The sequence below is a fragment of the Neorhizobium turbinariae genome (genome assembly GCF_023223505.1).
In the GTDB taxonomy this organism is placed as follows: domain Bacteria; phylum Pseudomonadota; class Alphaproteobacteria; order Rhizobiales; family Rhizobiaceae; genus Neorhizobium; species Neorhizobium turbinariae.
Genome location: NZ_JALPRY010000008.1, coordinates 78,069 through 93,688, shown reverse-complemented (window position 1 = coordinate 93,688; position 15,620 = coordinate 78,069). Strand labels below are relative to the sequence as shown.

General features: G+C 60.6%; 15 protein-coding genes. 12 read left to right on the top strand and 3 right to left on the bottom strand.

From position 1 onward, the window contains the following. Positions 1-66: 66 nt before the first annotated feature. Positions 67-1,095, bottom strand: coding sequence for an ABC transporter substrate-binding protein (locus M0654_RS07050; protein ID WP_248682454.1), 1,029 nt, complete (start codon positions 1,093-1,095; stop codon positions 67-69). A gap of 180 nt (positions 1,096-1,275) precedes the next feature. Between M0654_RS07050 and M0654_RS07045 the strand changes: the two genes are divergently transcribed. Then, the gene (locus M0654_RS07045) at positions 1,276-2,283 is read left to right on the top strand and encodes a LacI family DNA-binding transcriptional regulator (protein WP_248682453.1); all 1,008 of its coding nucleotides are present in this window, start codon (positions 1,276-1,278) and stop codon (positions 2,281-2,283) included. Here M0654_RS07045 and iolG read toward each other — a convergent pair. Then, entirely contained in the window at positions 2,280-3,275 is a 996-nt protein-coding gene (gene iolG, locus M0654_RS07040; RefSeq protein ID WP_248682452.1) for an inositol 2-dehydrogenase, read from the bottom strand. The two genes, M0654_RS07045 and iolG, sit on opposite strands and share 4 nt — an antisense overlap. Before the next feature lie 92 nt (positions 3,276-3,367). On the opposite strand from iolG, the gene M0654_RS07035 reads away from it, so the two are divergent. The 11 genes from M0654_RS07035 (at position 3,368) to M0654_RS06985 (ending at position 14,649) form a co-directional block, all read left to right on the top strand. Beyond that, positions 3,368-4,180, top strand: a complete 813-nt coding sequence (locus tag M0654_RS07035; RefSeq protein WP_248682451.1) for a MurR/RpiR family transcriptional regulator — start codon at positions 3,368-3,370, stop codon at positions 4,178-4,180. A gap of 106 nt (positions 4,181-4,286) precedes the next feature. Further along, a complete protein-coding gene (locus tag M0654_RS07030; protein ID WP_248682450.1) occupies positions 4,287-6,212 on the top strand; it encodes a bifunctional 5-dehydro-2-deoxygluconokinase/5-dehydro-2-deoxyphosphogluconate aldolase in 1,926 nt (641 codons plus the stop codon). Continuing rightward, a complete protein-coding gene (gene iolD, locus M0654_RS07025) occupies positions 6,212-8,035 on the top strand; it encodes a 3D-(3,5/4)-trihydroxycyclohexane-1,2-dione acylhydrolase (decyclizing) (RefSeq protein ID WP_248682449.1) in 1,824 nt (607 codons plus the stop codon). Before M0654_RS07030 ends, iolD begins: the two co-directional genes overlap by 1 nt. A 1-nt stretch (position 8,036) precedes the next feature. Continuing rightward, positions 8,037-8,948, top strand: coding sequence for a myo-inosose-2 dehydratase (gene iolE, locus M0654_RS07020; RefSeq protein ID WP_248682448.1), 912 nt, complete (start codon positions 8,037-8,039; stop codon positions 8,946-8,948). Continuing rightward, a complete protein-coding gene (gene iolB, locus M0654_RS07015; RefSeq protein WP_248682447.1) occupies positions 8,945-9,754 on the top strand; it encodes a 5-deoxy-glucuronate isomerase in 810 nt (269 codons plus the stop codon). Before iolE ends, iolB begins: the two co-directional genes overlap by 4 nt. 233 nt (positions 9,755-9,987) lie before the next feature. After that, a complete protein-coding gene (locus M0654_RS07010) occupies positions 9,988-10,269 on the top strand; it encodes a hypothetical protein (RefSeq protein ID WP_248682446.1) in 282 nt (93 codons plus the stop codon). A 378-nt stretch (positions 10,270-10,647) separates the two neighbouring features. Continuing rightward, on the top strand, positions 10,648-11,160 hold the full coding sequence (locus tag M0654_RS07005) for a nutrient deprivation-induced protein (protein WP_248682445.1): 513 nt from the start codon (positions 10,648-10,650) through the stop codon (positions 11,158-11,160). Then, positions 11,153-11,569 carry a phage holin family protein gene (locus M0654_RS07000; RefSeq protein ID WP_248682444.1) on the top strand — a complete coding sequence of 139 codons (417 nt, stop codon included), beginning with the start codon at positions 11,153-11,155 and terminating at the stop codon, positions 11,567-11,569. Before M0654_RS07005 ends, M0654_RS07000 begins: the two co-directional genes overlap by 8 nt. Then, positions 11,569-12,585 (top strand): DUF3618 domain-containing protein, encoded by a 1,017-nt coding sequence (locus tag M0654_RS06995; RefSeq protein WP_248682443.1) that lies wholly within the window; start codon positions 11,569-11,571, stop codon positions 12,583-12,585. The genes M0654_RS07000 and M0654_RS06995 overlap by 1 nt, the downstream gene beginning before the upstream one ends. Before the next feature lie 133 nt (positions 12,586-12,718). Further along, a complete protein-coding gene (locus tag M0654_RS06990; protein ID WP_248682442.1) occupies positions 12,719-14,014 on the top strand; it encodes a flavin monoamine oxidase family protein in 1,296 nt (431 codons plus the stop codon). A gap of 140 nt (positions 14,015-14,154) precedes the next feature. Then, entirely contained in the window at positions 14,155-14,649 is a 495-nt protein-coding gene (locus M0654_RS06985; RefSeq protein WP_248682441.1) for a ProQ/FINO family protein, read from the top strand. Here the strand turns inward: M0654_RS06985 and M0654_RS06980 are convergent. Continuing rightward, the gene (locus tag M0654_RS06980) at positions 14,646-15,551 is read right to left on the bottom strand and encodes a helix-turn-helix domain-containing protein (protein WP_248682440.1); all 906 of its coding nucleotides are present in this window, start codon (positions 15,549-15,551) and stop codon (positions 14,646-14,648) included. The two genes, M0654_RS06985 and M0654_RS06980, sit on opposite strands and share 4 nt — an antisense overlap. Positions 15,552-15,620: the final 69 nt, after the last annotated feature.

Here is a 15,620-nt window from a genome sequence, read left to right as displayed (position 1 = left end):
TTCGGGCGCAGAAACGATCAGTACCGCGCCACCACCGAATGGCGGCGCGGTACCCATGAAACAACGTTAGTTGGCGTTTGCGCCGATCTCCCGGTCCCAACGCTCCAGCAGCCTCTTGCGGGTTGCGGGATCACCGTAGGTGGCGAAGTCGTAGTCAATCAGCTTGATCTCTTCAAACTTCGGAGCTTCCTTCGGAACCTCGGCCTTGGAGTTCGACGGGAGCTGGAACGACTTGGCGTCCTTCATGTGCGACTGAACCTCTGCCTTCAGAGCCCAGTCGTACCATTTCTTGGCATTCTCCAGGTTACGGGCGCCCTTGACGATCGACATGGAGCCGATTTCGTAACCGGTGCCCTCGCACGGTGCGACAGACTTGACGGGGAAGCCTTCAACCACCTGCGAAACAGCATCGTGCATGAAGACGACACCCACAGCCGTTTCGCCGCGCGCTGCTGCCTTCACCGGTGCCGAACCAGACTTGGTGTACTGGGAAATGTTGTCGTTGAGCTTCTTCAGATATTCGTAGGCCTTTTCCTCGCCCATGATCTGAACAAGCGTTGCAAGCGCCGTGTAGGCCGTGCCCGAAGAATTCGGGTTTGCCATCTGGATTTCGCCCTTCAGCGATGGATCCAAGAGGTCAGCCCAGCACTTCGGCTCCTTGAAGTTCTTCTGCTTGAAGATGTCGGTGTTGTAGCCCCAGCCAAGCGCGCCGGCATAAACGCCGACCGTCTTGAAGCCGGAGGCTTCCGCCTGCTTCTGCGCCCAATCCTGAAGTTCCGGAAGCATGGGCGACTTGTATTCCAAAGTCAGGTTTTCGGATGCTGCCTGCAGATGCGGGTCGCCCGTGCCGCCCCACCAGACGTCAGTCTTCGGGTTGCGAGCTTCGGCGCGGATCTTCGCGTAGGTTTCACCAGAAGAAAGTCGCACCATGTTGACCTGGATGCTGGTTTCCTTCTGGAACATCTGCTGAAGCATCTCGCAGATGACGACGTCGGCAGAGCAAATAAGATTGAGTTCCTCGGCTGCGCGGGATGCCGGTGCATTCATCACCAAACCCGACGCAAACGCAGTTGCTGCCATGAGTGCAAGACGCATGTGTTCTCCTCCCTGTTGTTGGTGACGCCTCCACATCACCCGCTTTGCAAGCGTGTGCAATCGTTCCATGTGATGGCTCTGGTTGTCAACATGATTCAATCGACCGTTGTTAACGGCCGCGGTTAATCTCTGTGTTGCACTCGCTTGCAAAAGGCGGCATGAACAGGCGGGGAGGTGGCGATGAGCCGCAAGATCTACGTCAGCGCGAAGGAAGTTGCGGAGCGAGCCGGTGTCTCGAGATCGGCTGTTTCAAGGACTTTTACGCCGGGTGCCAGCGTTTCCGCGGAGACGCGGCGGCGCGTGACGGAGGCTGCCCACGAGCTCGGATACCATGTCAATCATCTCGCCCGCGGCTTGATGCGCAACGAGAGCGGCATCGTCTGCCTCATCGTGTCAGAGATGGATACGCCGTATCGCGCCAGCCTGGTGCGGGCGCTCACCCGTCGGCTGCAGAGCCAGTCGAAAGTCGCGATGCTGATCAACACCGATCGTTCCGACAGCAGCGTCGACCAGGCCCTGAAGCAAGCCATCAGCTACCGTGCCGATGCCTCGATCATCCTCTCCGGCATGCCGGATCGCTCAATAACAGACCTCTGCCTGCGCAGCGGCCAGCGCCTGGTGTTGATCAACCGCGATGAGGATCGGGATGGCGCCCTGATGATCAATCTCGATGATCAAGAGGCTGCACGTCGCGCCTTGTCGGCCTTTCTGGAGGCTGGCTGCCGCAGCTTTGCCTTTGCCAATTCCGAAGTGATGACGCCGAGCCTGATGGCCCGCGAGGTGGGATTTCAAGCCGCTGCGCGCGAGCAGGGGCTGGAGGTGACGGTCGAACGCTATGGATCAACGACCTACCAGAGCGGCGTGGTTCTAGCCGAGCGCCTGCTGGAGCGGGAACACACGCCGGACGCCATCTTCTGCGCCAACGACCTGATTGCCTGCGGCGTGATGGATGTCGCGCGCCACCGCTACAAGTTGGCTGTACCGGAAGACCTCTGCGTCATCGGTTTCGACAACATCGAGCAGGCAGCATGGTCATCCTACCAGCTGACGACCTTTGCGCAGCCGGTAGAAGAGATCGCCGTGCGGGCGGTGGAGTGGCTGAGCGACCACGGGCCGGTCGAGATCCACTCGCACCGGCTCGGGACGCAGTTGATCTGGCGCGGCTCCGTCCGCGAGGCGAAATCCTAGTAGGAGACGCGTACCGCTACGCCTTCCTTGGCGGCGCGAAGCGCTGCATCCGCCAAGGCCAAGGCAACCACACCATCCTCGGCAGAGGGTGACGCAGCGGTTCCGCTCGTAACGCAGTCTATGAAGGCAGCGATCTCCGCAGCATAGGCCGCCGTGTAGCGCGTCATGAAGAAATCATGCAGCGGCGGGCGCGTGTAGCCGTCCTTGTTGGCAATCTCGATCGAGACCGGCCGCTGGTTTTCGGCGGCTACGGAACCGAGCGATCCATGCACCTCGATGCGCTGGTCGTAGCCATAGCTCGCGCGCCGCGAGTTGGAGATGATGGCCTGCTTGCCGCTCTTCGTGGTCAGGATCAGGCTTGCGCTGTCATAATCGCCGAGTTCGCCGATTTTCGGGTCGACGAGGTTGGAACCCGAGGCCATGACCGTCTCGATCTCCTCGCCAAGCAGGAAGCGCGCCATGTCGAAGTCGTGGATGGTCATGTCGCGGAAGATGCCGCCCGACACCTTGATATATTCAGCCGGTGGCGGACCCGGATCGCGACTGGTGATCGTCACCATCTCCACCGTGCCAATCTTGCCGTCATCGATCGCCCTGCGCACTGCTTGGAAATGCGGATCAAAACGTCGGTTGAAGCCGAGCATGATCTTGGCGCCGGTCTCGCGGACGACTTCCACGCAAGCCTTGGCACGCGCGACGTCGAGATCGATCGGCTTTTCACAGAAGACGGCCTTGCCGGCTTTGGCGAAGCGCTCGATGAGGTCGGCATGGGTGTTGGTCGGGGTACAGATGATCACGGCGTCGATGTCACCATCAGCTTCGACAGCCTCGATTGTGCTGACCTTGCAGCCGGTGCTGTCGGCAATCGCTTGCGCCGCGTCTGCCATGGCGTCAACAACCGCGACAAGTTTCGCGCGCTTGTCTTCCGCAATCGCGCGCGCATGCACCTTGCCGATCCGGCCTGCGCCAAGAAGCGCCAATCTTACAACCATGATTTCCTCCCTGCCCAAACTGAAGTTTGGAATAGAAATTCCATTCTGCTAGATTGCAGCCTTATCTGTGTCAAGGCGGCGGGAGTAGGGGAATGCAGGAGAGGGCGCCAGACAGCATCGCGCAGTTCGATGAGCGGCTGATGGATGTGGCCGAAAGCCTGCCGAAGCGGCTGAGGCAATGCGCGGAATATGTCGCAGCGAACAAGGACCGCATCGCGATCTCCACGGTAGCCGAACTGGCGGATGGGGCGGGTGTGCAGCCGTCGGCCTTCATGCGCTTTTGCCGCATCCTCGGGTTCTCCGGCTTCTCGGAGATGCAGCGGTTATTCCGGGAATCCTACACCGCCGGCTGGCCGGATTATTCCACCAGGCTGAAGAACCTGCGGGAAAAGGCAGAAGGCAGCCCTGCGGCGCTGCTTGCCGAATTCGTGGATGTCAGTCGCGTTTCGCTGGAGAACCTCCTGAAGACAGTGGACTCGAAGGCGCTGGAGGTAGCGGTGGCGGCGCTTGCGAAGGCGGAGATGATCCACATCATCGGCCTCAGGCGCTCTTATCCAGTGGCAAGTTATATCGCTTACGCGTTCGAGAAGATGAACGTGCCAGCGATGCTGCATTCCGGAGTGGGTGGGCTCGACAACCGCAACGCCCTCCGCCCGAATGATGTGCTGCTTGCGGTGACCTTCTCCCCTTATGCGGCCGAAACCATCGAGATGGTGGAGGCAGTTGGAAGGCGTGGCATCCCGGTCGTTGCCATGACCGATACGATCGTCAGTCCGCTGAGGCGGTTCGATGCGATCACCCTTTCCGTTTCCGAGGTGGATTTCGGCGCCTTCCGCTCCCTATCGGCAACCTTGTGCCTCGCCATCACACTCTCAGTTGCGGTCGGCACGGCGCGATCACGGTGAACGTTTGTGTTGCGAACGTAAAAAATGGAATTTATGATCCATTTGTGAAGCGACTGGGGAGGTTCGGTCGCTTGCATCCGGCGGCATCATCCGCCGCAGGGAGGATATGTTGGCGTCACTTGATCTCATCACCATCGGCCGTTCATCCGTGGATCTCTATGGCGTGCAGGTGGGCGGGCGCCTGGAGGACATGTCTTCCTTCAACAAGTATATCGGCGGCTCCCCCACCAATATCGCGGCCGGCGCGGCGCGGCTTGGGCTTAAATCGGCGTTGATCACCCGGGTCGGCGCAGAACACATGGGTCGTTTCATCCGCGAACAGCTTGTGCGCGAGGGTGTCGACGTTCGCGGCGTCAAGACTGATCCTGAGCGTCTGACGGCGCTCGTGCTGCTCGGGATCCGCGACCAGCACCAATTCCCGTTGATCTTCTATCGCGAGAACTGTGCTGACATGGCGCTTTGCGAGGATGATATCGATCCCGCCTATATCGCAGAAGCGCGATGCGTTTGCGCCACTGGCACTCATCTGTCGCATCCAAAAACCGAAGCGGCCGTGATGAAGGCACTGCGGCTTGCCCGCGAAAACGGTGCTCGCACTGCGTTAGACATCGACTACCGTCCCAATCTCTGGGGGCTTGCGGGGCACGAGGCGGGTGAAAGCCGCTTCATCGAGTCCGGCAAGGTAACCGCCAAGCTGCAATCGACGCTGCATCTGTTCGACCTCATCGTTGGCACGGAGGAAGAATTTCATATTGCGGGCGGCACGACCGATACGCTCGAAGCGTTGAACGCCGTGCGCAAGATTTCCGGGGCGACGTTGGTCTGCAAGCGTGGACCAATGGGTGCGGTGGTCTTCGAAGGCGAAATCCCGGACAGCCTCGACAAGGGCCAGACCGGCCAGGGCTTCCCGATCGAGGTCTTCAATGTGCTGGGCGCCGGCGACGGATTTATGGCTGGCCTCCTGAAGGGCTGGCTGACGGGCGAAGACTGGCCAACGGCTCTGAAGTATGCAAACGCCTGTGGTGCCTTCGCCGTATCGCGGCATGGCTGCACCCCGGCCTATCCGAGTTGGGAGGAACTGCAGTATTTCTTCCGCACCGGCATCCGCGACAAGGCACTCCGCAAGGATGCAGCGCTTGAACAGGTGCACTGGTCGACCAATCGGACGGGTGATTGGCCGGAGCTGCGGGTCTTCGCCTTCGACCACCGCATGCAGTTGGAAGCCATCGCCGACGAGGCAGGACAGACCTCGGAGCGGATCGATGCCTTCAAGTCGCTATGCCTGAAGGCTGCCCTCGATGTTGCCGATGGCAAGCAGGGTTTCGGCATTCTCTGCGACGGTCGACTTGGGCGCGAGACGCTCTACAAGGCGACCGGCACGGGCCTGTGGATCGGCCGGCCGACCGAGTGGCCAGGTTCACGGCCGCTGACGCTGGAACCGGAACTCGGGGTCGATCTCGGTGGCATTACCGAATGGCCGGTGGACAATGTCGCCAAGGTCCTGTGTTTCTATCATCCGGAAGACCCGCCCGAGATGCGGGAGCAACAGGAAGAGGTTGTGCAGCGGTTGTTCGCCGCCACCCGCCGCAATCGGCTGGAAATGCTGCTGGAGGTGATCCCGTCCAAGGTAGGGCCGACCGATGACCGCACGGTTGCGGACATCATCGAGCGTTTCTACCAGATCGGCGTCTATCCGGACTGGTGGAAGCTGGAGCCGATGAAAAGCGAGGCTGCCTGGGCGAACGCCTGTGCGGCGATCGCAAAACATGATCCGAATACCCGTGGGATCGTCGTACTTGGGCTCGATGCGCCGATGTCGGAGCTTGAGGAAAGTTTTGCCACCGCGGCCCGTTTTGATCTCGTGAAGGGCTTTGCCGTTGGCCGGACGATCTTCGGCGATGCAGCGCGGCAATGGTTTGCCGGCATGATCAGCGACGACCAGGCGGTGGACGAGATGGCACGCAAGTATCGCGAGCTCTGTAGGGTCTGGGACAAGGCGCGGGCGGCGGCAAAGAGCGGAGGAAACGGCTGATGAAGACGGTAAGACTGACCGCCGCGCAGGCGATGGTGCGTTACCTGGCGAACCAGATGACGGAGGAGGGCGTGCCATACTTCGCAGGCGTTTGGGCCATCTTCGGGCATGGCAACGTCGCCGGCATGGGCGAGGCATTGGCCGGCATCCGCGACCAGCTGCCGACCTATCGCGGCCAGAATGAACAGTCGATGGCGCATGCCGCGATCGCCTATGCAAAGCAGTTGCGTCGCAAGCGAGCCATGGCCGTCACCTCGTCGATCGGGCCAGGCGCGGTTAACATGGTGACGGCGGCGGCGCTGGCACACGTGAACCGCCTGCCGGTTCTTCTCATTCCGGGCGATGTCTTTTCCAATCGTGGGCCGGACCCGGTGCTGCAGCAGATCGAGGATTTTGGAGATGGACTTGCGACCGTCAACGATTGCTTCCGCCCCGTCAGCCGTTACTTCGACCGTATCAGCCGCCCGGAACATCTCCTTACCGCTTTGCCTCGCGCCATCCGGACGCTCATGGATCCGGCTGATTGCGGGCCGGTGACGCTTGCCTTCTGCCAGGACACGCAGGCGGAAGCCTTTGACTACCCCGAAAGCTTCTTCGAGCCGAAGACCTGGTACTGGCGCCGGCCCCGGCCAGACGAGAATGAACTGAAACGGGCGGTTGAGGCGATCCTTGCGGCGAAGAATCCGGTCATCGTCGCCGGCGGTGGCGTGCATTTTTCCGATGCGACGGAGACCCTCACAGCCTTCGCCACCAAGCACAACATACCGGTGGTCGAAACGCAGGCTGGAAAGTCGGCGCTGCCCTGGGATCATGAAACAAACTTCGGACCCGTCGGCGTGACGGGTGCTGCCAGCGCCAACGCAATCTGCGAGAACGCTGATCTGGTGATCGGCGTCGGCACCCGCTTCCAGGATTTCACCACAGGCTCCTGGGCGCTTTTCAAGAACCCGGACCGCCGTATCCTGTCGCTCAACGTCCAGCCTTATGACAGCACAAAACACGATGCTATCCCGCTCGTGTCCGATGCCAAGGTCGGGCTGGAACTGATCAGCGCGGCCCTCGGCGACCACCGATTCCCCGCCATCGATCAGGCGCTGAAACAGGATTGGTTCGCCAAGGCGGATGCGGTGACCGCTGCACCGGCGGACGGCAACCTGCTGCCGACAGACATGCAGGTGATCGGCGCCGTCCAGCGCGCGTCTCGCGACAGCACGGTCGTCATGTGTGCCGCGGGCACGATGCCAGGCGAGTTGCATCAACTGTGGAAGGCCGGAAAGCCGCTCTCCTACCATATGGAATATGGCTTCTCCTGCATGGGATACGAGATTGCCGGCGGGCTTGGCATCAAGATGGCCGAACCCGATCGCGACGTGATCGTGATGGTCGGCGACGGCTCCTACATGATGATGAACTCGGAACTCGCGACCGCGGTTGCGATGGGCATCAAGATCACCGTCGTGATCACCGACAATCGCGGCTACGGCTGCATCAACCGGTTGCAGATGGCGACCGGCGGTGCCGAGTTCAACAATCTCTATGAGCACACCAACCAGGCAAATCCGATGCAGATCGACTTTGCTGCGCACGCCGCCGCCATGGGTGCGGACGCCCTCAAGGTATCGACGATCGCGGATCTTGAGGCCGCGCTGAATGGCGCCCGCGAGGCGAAGGTGCCAACGGTGATCGTTATTGATACCGATCCATATCCAACCCCGGAAGGTGGCGGGCACTGGTGGGATGTCGCCGTGCCGGAAGTCTCGACCCGCGCTGAAGTTGCTCAAGCGCGCGCCGCCTACGAAGCCGCCCTTAAGGAAAGACGTTGACATGATCCTCTACGGCACCAATCCCATTGCCTGGTCGAATGACGACGACCGAACGCTCGGCGCGCATATCAGTCTTGACCAATGCCTCGATGAAACCGCGAAGATCGGCTTCGACGGCATCGAGAAGGGCCATAAGTTTCCACAGGAGCCGAATGCGCTGAAGGCCGTGCTGGAGCCACGCGGGCTACGTTATGTGTCCGGCTGGCACTCGCTGAACCTGCTCGTGAACTCTATCGAGGACGAGAAGGCGGCGATGCAGCCGGCACTCGATCTCCTGAAGGCGATGGGGTCCAAAGTCATCATCGTCTGCGAGACATCCAACGCCATCCATGGCGATGACGGCAAGGCCGTCAACGATCGGCCGAGGCTGACGGACGCTGACTGGAAGACGTTTGGCGTTGGCGTCGAGGCGCTGGCCGAGTTTGCGGCAGGGCACGGCATCAGCCTCGTCTACCATCACCACATGGGCACGATTGTCGAAAGCGAGGACGAGATCGATCGGCTGATGGAGAACACCGGCCCGCACACCAAGCTGCTGCTCGATACTGGCCATACCCTGTTCGGTGGCGGCGACCCGGAACGGGTGGCGAAGAAGCACATGGCGCGCGTGGGACATATCCACGCGAAAAACGTCCGGCCGGAGATTGCCGCGCAGGTGCGCAACGAAGGGCTTTCCTTCCTGGAAGGCGTGCGGCGCGGCGTGTTCACTGTTCCAGGTGACAAGGAAGGCGGCGTAAGTTTCCCGCCGGTACTGAAGATTGCCGCCGAGCATGGTTATGACGGTTGGCTGGTGATCGAGGCGGAGCAGGATCCGGAGGTCCGCAACCCGTTCGACTACCAGAGCATGGGCTTGGCTTCACTGAAAGCGATGGCACTCGCGGCCGGACTCGACAAGGGAAGGGGACACGCATGACAAACCTGCTTCGCAAGCCGAACGGCACGTCCGGAAAGGTGCATGACATCAGGCCGAAGGATGCCGGCTGGGGTTATGTCGGGTTCGGTCTCTATCGTCTCAAAGCTGGCGAGAGCGCCACGGAACCAACGGGCGAGACTGAGGTCATCCTCGTGCTGGTCGAGGGCAAGGCGGACGTTTCCGGAGGCGGCAAGACCTTTGGCGAGCTTGGCGACCGGATGAACGTGTTCGAGCGCAAGCCGCCGCATTGTGTCTACATCCCCGCCGGTTCCAATTGGAACGCGACCGCCACGACAGACTGCATCCTTGCCGTCTGCACCGCACCTGCCAAGCCGGGGCGCGAGGCGGCGTTGATCGGACCGGACGGCCTGTCGCTCAATACGCGCGGCAAGGACGCGAACACCCGCTACATCTACCCGATCGCCATGGAAGAGCGAGATGTGGCCGACAGCCTTCTGGTGACGGAAGTTTTCACGCCGGCGGGCAACTGGTCTTCTTATCCGCCGCATCGGCATGACGAAGACAACTTTCCGGACATGACCTATCTGGAGGAGACCTATTACCACCGGCTCAACCCGGCGCAGGGCTTCGGTTTCCAGCGTGTCTTCACGGAAGACGGCTCGCTGGATCAGACCATGGCGGTTGCAGACCACGATCTGGTTCTGGTGCCGAAAGGACATCATCCCTGCGGCGCACCCTACGGCTACGAAATGTATTACCTGAACGTGATGGCAGGGCCGATGCGCAAGTGGCGATTCAAGAACCATCCGGACCATGACTGGATTTTCGAGCGCGACAATCCTTGAACCAGTTGCTCCGATTGCGGTTTGAAGCGACGAAACACCTAGGGTCGGGGCCTAGTCGGTCGCGGCCTTTTTCGTTGCGGGACGAGATTGCCGGACGGACATCTCACAACCTGTTGCTGCAGGGAGGTCTTGAGACTGTCAACGCGAACACCAGATATTAGACGATTCCAAAATACTTAAATCCAAAATGTCAGTTGCTGGCCGTAGTCAGCAACAACAAGAAAGGAGCAATCATGGGATTCGCGGCCAAGGCGTTCGAGGACATGGACCTCGACGAACGCCACCTCATGTTCGACACTGTTGCGACTGCGCTTGAGCAGGCGGCGAGTGACGCCGAGGATGAGGGTGACGTGACCGCCGGGCAGAACACCATGGCTGTTGCCGGGACGCTGCGGGGCCTGTCGATGAACCTTGCCGATTGCGATGTCCACGCAGCGGAACTCCTGCTTGAGCAGGGCGTCATGCTTCTCCACGAACTGTCCTCCCGACACGCAGGCCCAGAACATCTTCAGTAGCATTGGACGCTACAGCTTCATCCCTTTCGCTAAGAGGCTACCGATGCCATAGCCGGTAACCTAGACCGTCACGAAAGGCCGCGGGCAGGGGGACTGGCATGCTCAAGCGATGCAGGATCTGAGCAGGGATCCGATTTGGGCTAAATGGAACCATATCCATGACATTCGGGTTGATTGTCCGGTTGCTGCCAGCAAGCAGCTTGATCGCTAAGCGCATCGGAGAATCCCATGACCGAACGAGATCTCAATCAGGACGGTGGCAGAGCCAATCCCTCCAGCTACCCAGCCTATCACGAAAATCGAACATCCTTAAATCAGGGCACTCCTTCCTCCAATCTGGGCGCCTCGTCGCAGTCGGCTGACGCTTCGGGCGGCGCGATGAAACAGCGCCTTGCGGAAGATTTGCAGTCGGTCAAGGAAACGGCGAAGAGCCAGCTCGACGAAGCGACACATGCTGCCGAACAGATGGCGGTGGAGCATAAGAATGTCATCGCCAACAAGCTGAGCGGCATAGCCAGCGCGGTCGAAAAGGTCGCAAATGAGCTCGAGCAGGGAGACCAGCGGGACATCGGCCGGATCGCCCGCAGCATCGGCTCAAGCGTCCGTGGCTTTTCAGACGACATCAAGGATCGTGATCTCAGCCAGGTCGCACGCATCGCCGAAGACTTTGGTCGCAAGCAGCCGCTCGCATTCCTCGGTCTTGCCGCCATGGCGGGTCTTGCCGCGAGCCGCTTCCTGAAGGCATCGGCAGACACGGCCACGACTTCGTCTACGGAGCCGATGGCGTCGCAGGCTGTTTATCCCCCGTCCACAACCACAACCCCGCTCGGCATGCAGCCCTCTTCCAGCCCAAGCTTCAACCAAACCTCGGAGGATCACTTCAATGGCTAGTTCACTCGACAACCGGCCACTTTCGGAACTCGTATCCGGATTGGTGGCGGACATTTCCAGTCTGTTCCGCAAGGAGATCAACCTCGCCAAGACCGAAGCGTCCGAGAAGATGTCGCATGCGTTGACCGGCGTTGAGGCATTTGCCGCCGGTCTCGTGATCGCGATCGGCGCAGTCGGTGTTCTGCTGGCCGCCCTCGTGAAGGGCCTGACGGCATTCCTGGTCGCCCAGGGGATGACCGAGCCGAACGCGGACGCGCTTTCGTCCGTAATCGTCGGCGTTGTCGTGGCCATCATCGCCTGGGTCATGATCTCGCGCGGTCTCTCCGCCCTGCGTGGCGAGAACCTGAAGCTCGATCGCACCTCCGCTTCGCTGCGGCGTGATGCGCAACTCATCAAGGAGAGAACGTGATGGCCTACAGCAGTGAGAACACGAATTCCGCCGCGATCGAACGTGACATCGAAGCCGATCGCCGCCGGATCGAAGAAAAGATCGACGCCATCCAGCAGCGCATGTCGCCGGGCCAGATGGTCGATGAGGTGCTCGCTTACACGAAATCCTCCGGCGGCGGGGAATATCTCGCCAACCTCGGGACTGCGTTCAAGAACAATCCGATCCCGCTTGCCATGATGGGCGTAAGCCTCGCATGGCTGATGGCTGGGCCGAAGACGAACATCGCCTCCTACGCTCGGGAAGATGATTATTCTTCCTACGATACCGACGATGACTACGTTGAATATCCGCTCGCGACCATCGAAGGCGAAGTTCGCCGCACAGGCCCGGTTCAGTCTGACGGCACCAGCCGCTACAGCCATTTCGTCGATGGCGCCGGCAAGCGCTTCAAGGCACTGACTGACAGCACCGGACGGCGCGCGGGCCACTTCATGGACGAAAGCGGGCAGACCTTCCGCGGCTTCGTCAATGCGTCCGGCGAGCAGGTGAGCAGCATCCGTGACGAAGCAGGCAAGCTGCTGGACCAGGCATCGGGCTGGGCGTCGCATACCTGGCGGCAGATGACGGCCTCAACGGGCAAGATCGGCTCAGCTTTTGCTGATGCTGGCCGCAGCACCATGGATGCCGGATCCGTAATGAATGACAGCATCGTCAAGCACTTCAAGGATCAGCCTCTGATCGGCGGCGCCCTTGCGTTTGCCGTTGGTGCTGCAATCGGCGCGGCGCTGCCAACGACCCGGCAGGAAAACGAGGCCATCGGCGAAGCAGCCGATAGCGTCAAATCCAAGCTCTCGGCTGAAGCTTCCAACGCTGTCGACAAGGCGCAGCATGTCGCCTCGGACGTTTATGCCGCAGCGGCTTCCGTTGCGAGCGAAGTGCATGACGTCGCGCGCGACCGCATTGTTGAGGAGGCAAGCAGCCTCAAGGGCAGTGAAAACCGCGGGCAGTCGACCTCTACCAACGTGCCGCATTGATTTGACAGAGGCTGATGTCCTCCCAAGGCGACATCAGCCTCTTCTCTTGCGTATTAAGCCAAGCCTCCACTCGTGCCGCCACCTGCTTGGCGTGCTATAGCTCCCCCAGCATTAAATACTCGAAGAACCTCAGATGCTCGATGTCATCATCGTCGGCGCAGGCTTTGCAGGACTCTCTGCCGCCCTGGATCTGGCCAATGCGGGGCTGAAGATCTGTCTGCTGGAGGCGCAAGACCGTGTCGGGGGGAAGGTCGAAAGTGCCGTCCTCTCCGGTGGCCAACGCATCGATACAGGCGGCCAGTTCTTTTCCCGCGACATGATAAATCTGATGAACCTGATCCAGGGGACGGGAAGAGAGGTCGCGACAACCCATTACACTGGGAATACAGCCTACCAACCAGCGATCTCAGCCGAAGCGGGCGAGGCACAATGGAAAGGCGTGAGCGCCTTGCGTCGCCGCATGGCCGGCACGGACACAGCGAATCCTGAACTTGCCGGACTGTCCGTCTCGGATTGGGTTGCCCGGCAACATGACATGCCGCCGGAGGCCACGGAAGGTTTTCTGCGAATGGTGAAGGGGCTGTGGTGCAAGGATCCGGCGGAGGTGCAGTTCCTTTACCTTGCCGACAACGACCGACGCATCACCGGCAGCCACTCCGAGATGGAGATGTTCCTGCCCGGCACAGTGCACGCTCTCGCGGAAGAGATGGCCGCACGGCTGGGAACCGATCTGAAGTTCAACACCCCCGTACGCCGAATAATCTACGAGGCAGACAGGGTCTCGGTTGAAGCTGAAGGTTCGCGCCTGCAGGCAAAGCGGCTCGTGCTGGCTCTGCCGCCGACGGTTGCGGGCAGGCTTGAATATTCGCCACCACTGCTGCCGTCATTGCAGAAGGCCTTGGCAGCCTGGTCTCCCGGCGAGGCCATCAAAATCCGGGTCACCTTCGATCGGCCGTTCTGGCGAGACCACGGCTTGAGCGGTGAGATCATGTGGTCGATGCCGCAGGGTCTTTACGCCTGCGACGCAAGCGACAACAGGCATGCAGGTCTCGCCGTCTTCATCGGCGGGCCAGAAGCAAAACAGTGGCACCGTCGCCCGAAGCGAGAGCTCAAGGCCTTTATCAGTTCGCAGCTTCGCGAGATTTTTGGGACTGCGGCAACGGACATCCGCGACATCCACATCCGTGACTGGGTCGATGACCGATGGAGTGGCGGTGCTTATAGCGACGTGATCGTCATACCGGATGCAACGGACGCCGAGGATATCCTGCGTCGCGGACATAAACCGATATATTTTGCTTCCTCGGAACTTGCCCTGTCATTTCCCGGCTACATGGAAGGCGCGATGGTCGCGGGAAGAACGGTTGCTAAGGATGTCCTGGGGGACCTGCCTGCGTCAGACTATCACACCCGCGCAGCATTTCGTTGACCCTCTTGGGGATCCGTCATTCAATCGTGAAGAAGATTGGCTGGTAAAATTTGCCGAGTTAGGGCAAGACCGCGGCACAACAGACTTCGTGATGAAATGATGAGATGCTGGCCGTCATGGCTGGCTGGGATGTTTGAACGATGAGTGGAACGGAGACGGCACAAAAAGGCGCGATCGGAGCGACCGAGGCTGACATCCGCAAGGCGGAAGCCGTAAACGAACTCCTGGTGCGTCCGATCGGGGTGCTTCCACAGCGTCCCGGCGATCCAGTTCGCCCTTTCGCCATCGGCCTCTTTGACGAGATCCGCGGCCTCCTGAAGCCGGGCGCTGGCGTTACCGTTCTGCGGCGCGCTGTCAGCGCCTTCGTGCATGGCAAGCGATACTACATGGCAAGCGCACAGCCAGGCGCGATGCGGCATGATATCGATGGCAATCCGGTGGAGCCGCTTTCGGATGAAGACCGCTCGGTGGCGCAGCGCCGCCTGATCTCGCTCAAGAGTGCCAAGGGAGAAAAGCAAAAACCTGCCCCTGCACCCGTGCCGGCGCCTCCTCCACCGCCTGCTCTCAGCAAGGCCGAGCTTATCCGCGCAAGTCTTCTAAGTCGTCGCAGGGAAACCACAAGCGCTCCTCGCTAAGCGCTGGCCAGCCGAGGTTCGGCGCCGGAGTTCAGCCGCGCCTTCTCCCGGCGTCGCCAGGCGCCTGGCGTTTCTCCCGTATGTTTGGAAAAGAAGCGGGAGAAATAGGCGGGGTCTTCGAAACCGAGCCGCATTGCGATCTCACGCGTCGTCGCCATCGAGAAGGTGAGCTCGCGCTTTGACTGGTCGAGCAGTTTCGCGGTGATGAGATCATGCGGCGTCTGTCCCGTCGCACTGCGCACAAGACGATTGAGATGCGTCAGCGAAACGCCAAGCTGACCTGCGTAGAACGATAGCGGCCGGTGCTCCCTGTGGTGCTGCTGGATGAGCGTGTTGAGCAAGGCCAGTCTTTCATCGCGACCGTCAGCCGGCGCAGAGGCGTCACCTACCGCAGTGCGCGCCGCCAGCCGCACCGCAAGCGCCACATAATCCCGCAGCAGTTCGTCGTCGCCGCTGTCACCGCGCCAGTTTTCCTTCGCAATCCGCTGCAGCGTATCCATCAGGTAGGCGTGGTCCGGTTCCTCGGGCTCGAGTGTCGCGGCATGTGGCGCCGAAAGCCATTGCGCGAAACGACCGCGCTCTCGCGTCATTTCTCCCAGTTGCGAACGCTCGATGGTGATGACCAGACCTTCGATATCCTTGGAAAATCGGAAACCGTGGCTGACGCCCGGCGGAAGCGTGAGAATCGTCGGCGGCAGAAGCACGCGCGTTTCATCACCCACGATCGCATCGCAAGATCCGGCAGCAATATACAAGATCTGGAACAAGCGTTCGTGCCGGTGCAGGCGGATTTCCCACCGGTGACGGCTGCTGCGAGACTTGATGGTCTCGCAATGGATCCAGAAACGTGGCTCCTCATCAAGTTTCTCTCCATAGAGGTGGAAGCTTGGAATAGTCGCCATGAGATCAAGAACGCCCTAAGTTTAGAAAGTGCAATTTTCCGTGCCAAATGTCCATTGTGACCGCTTCCT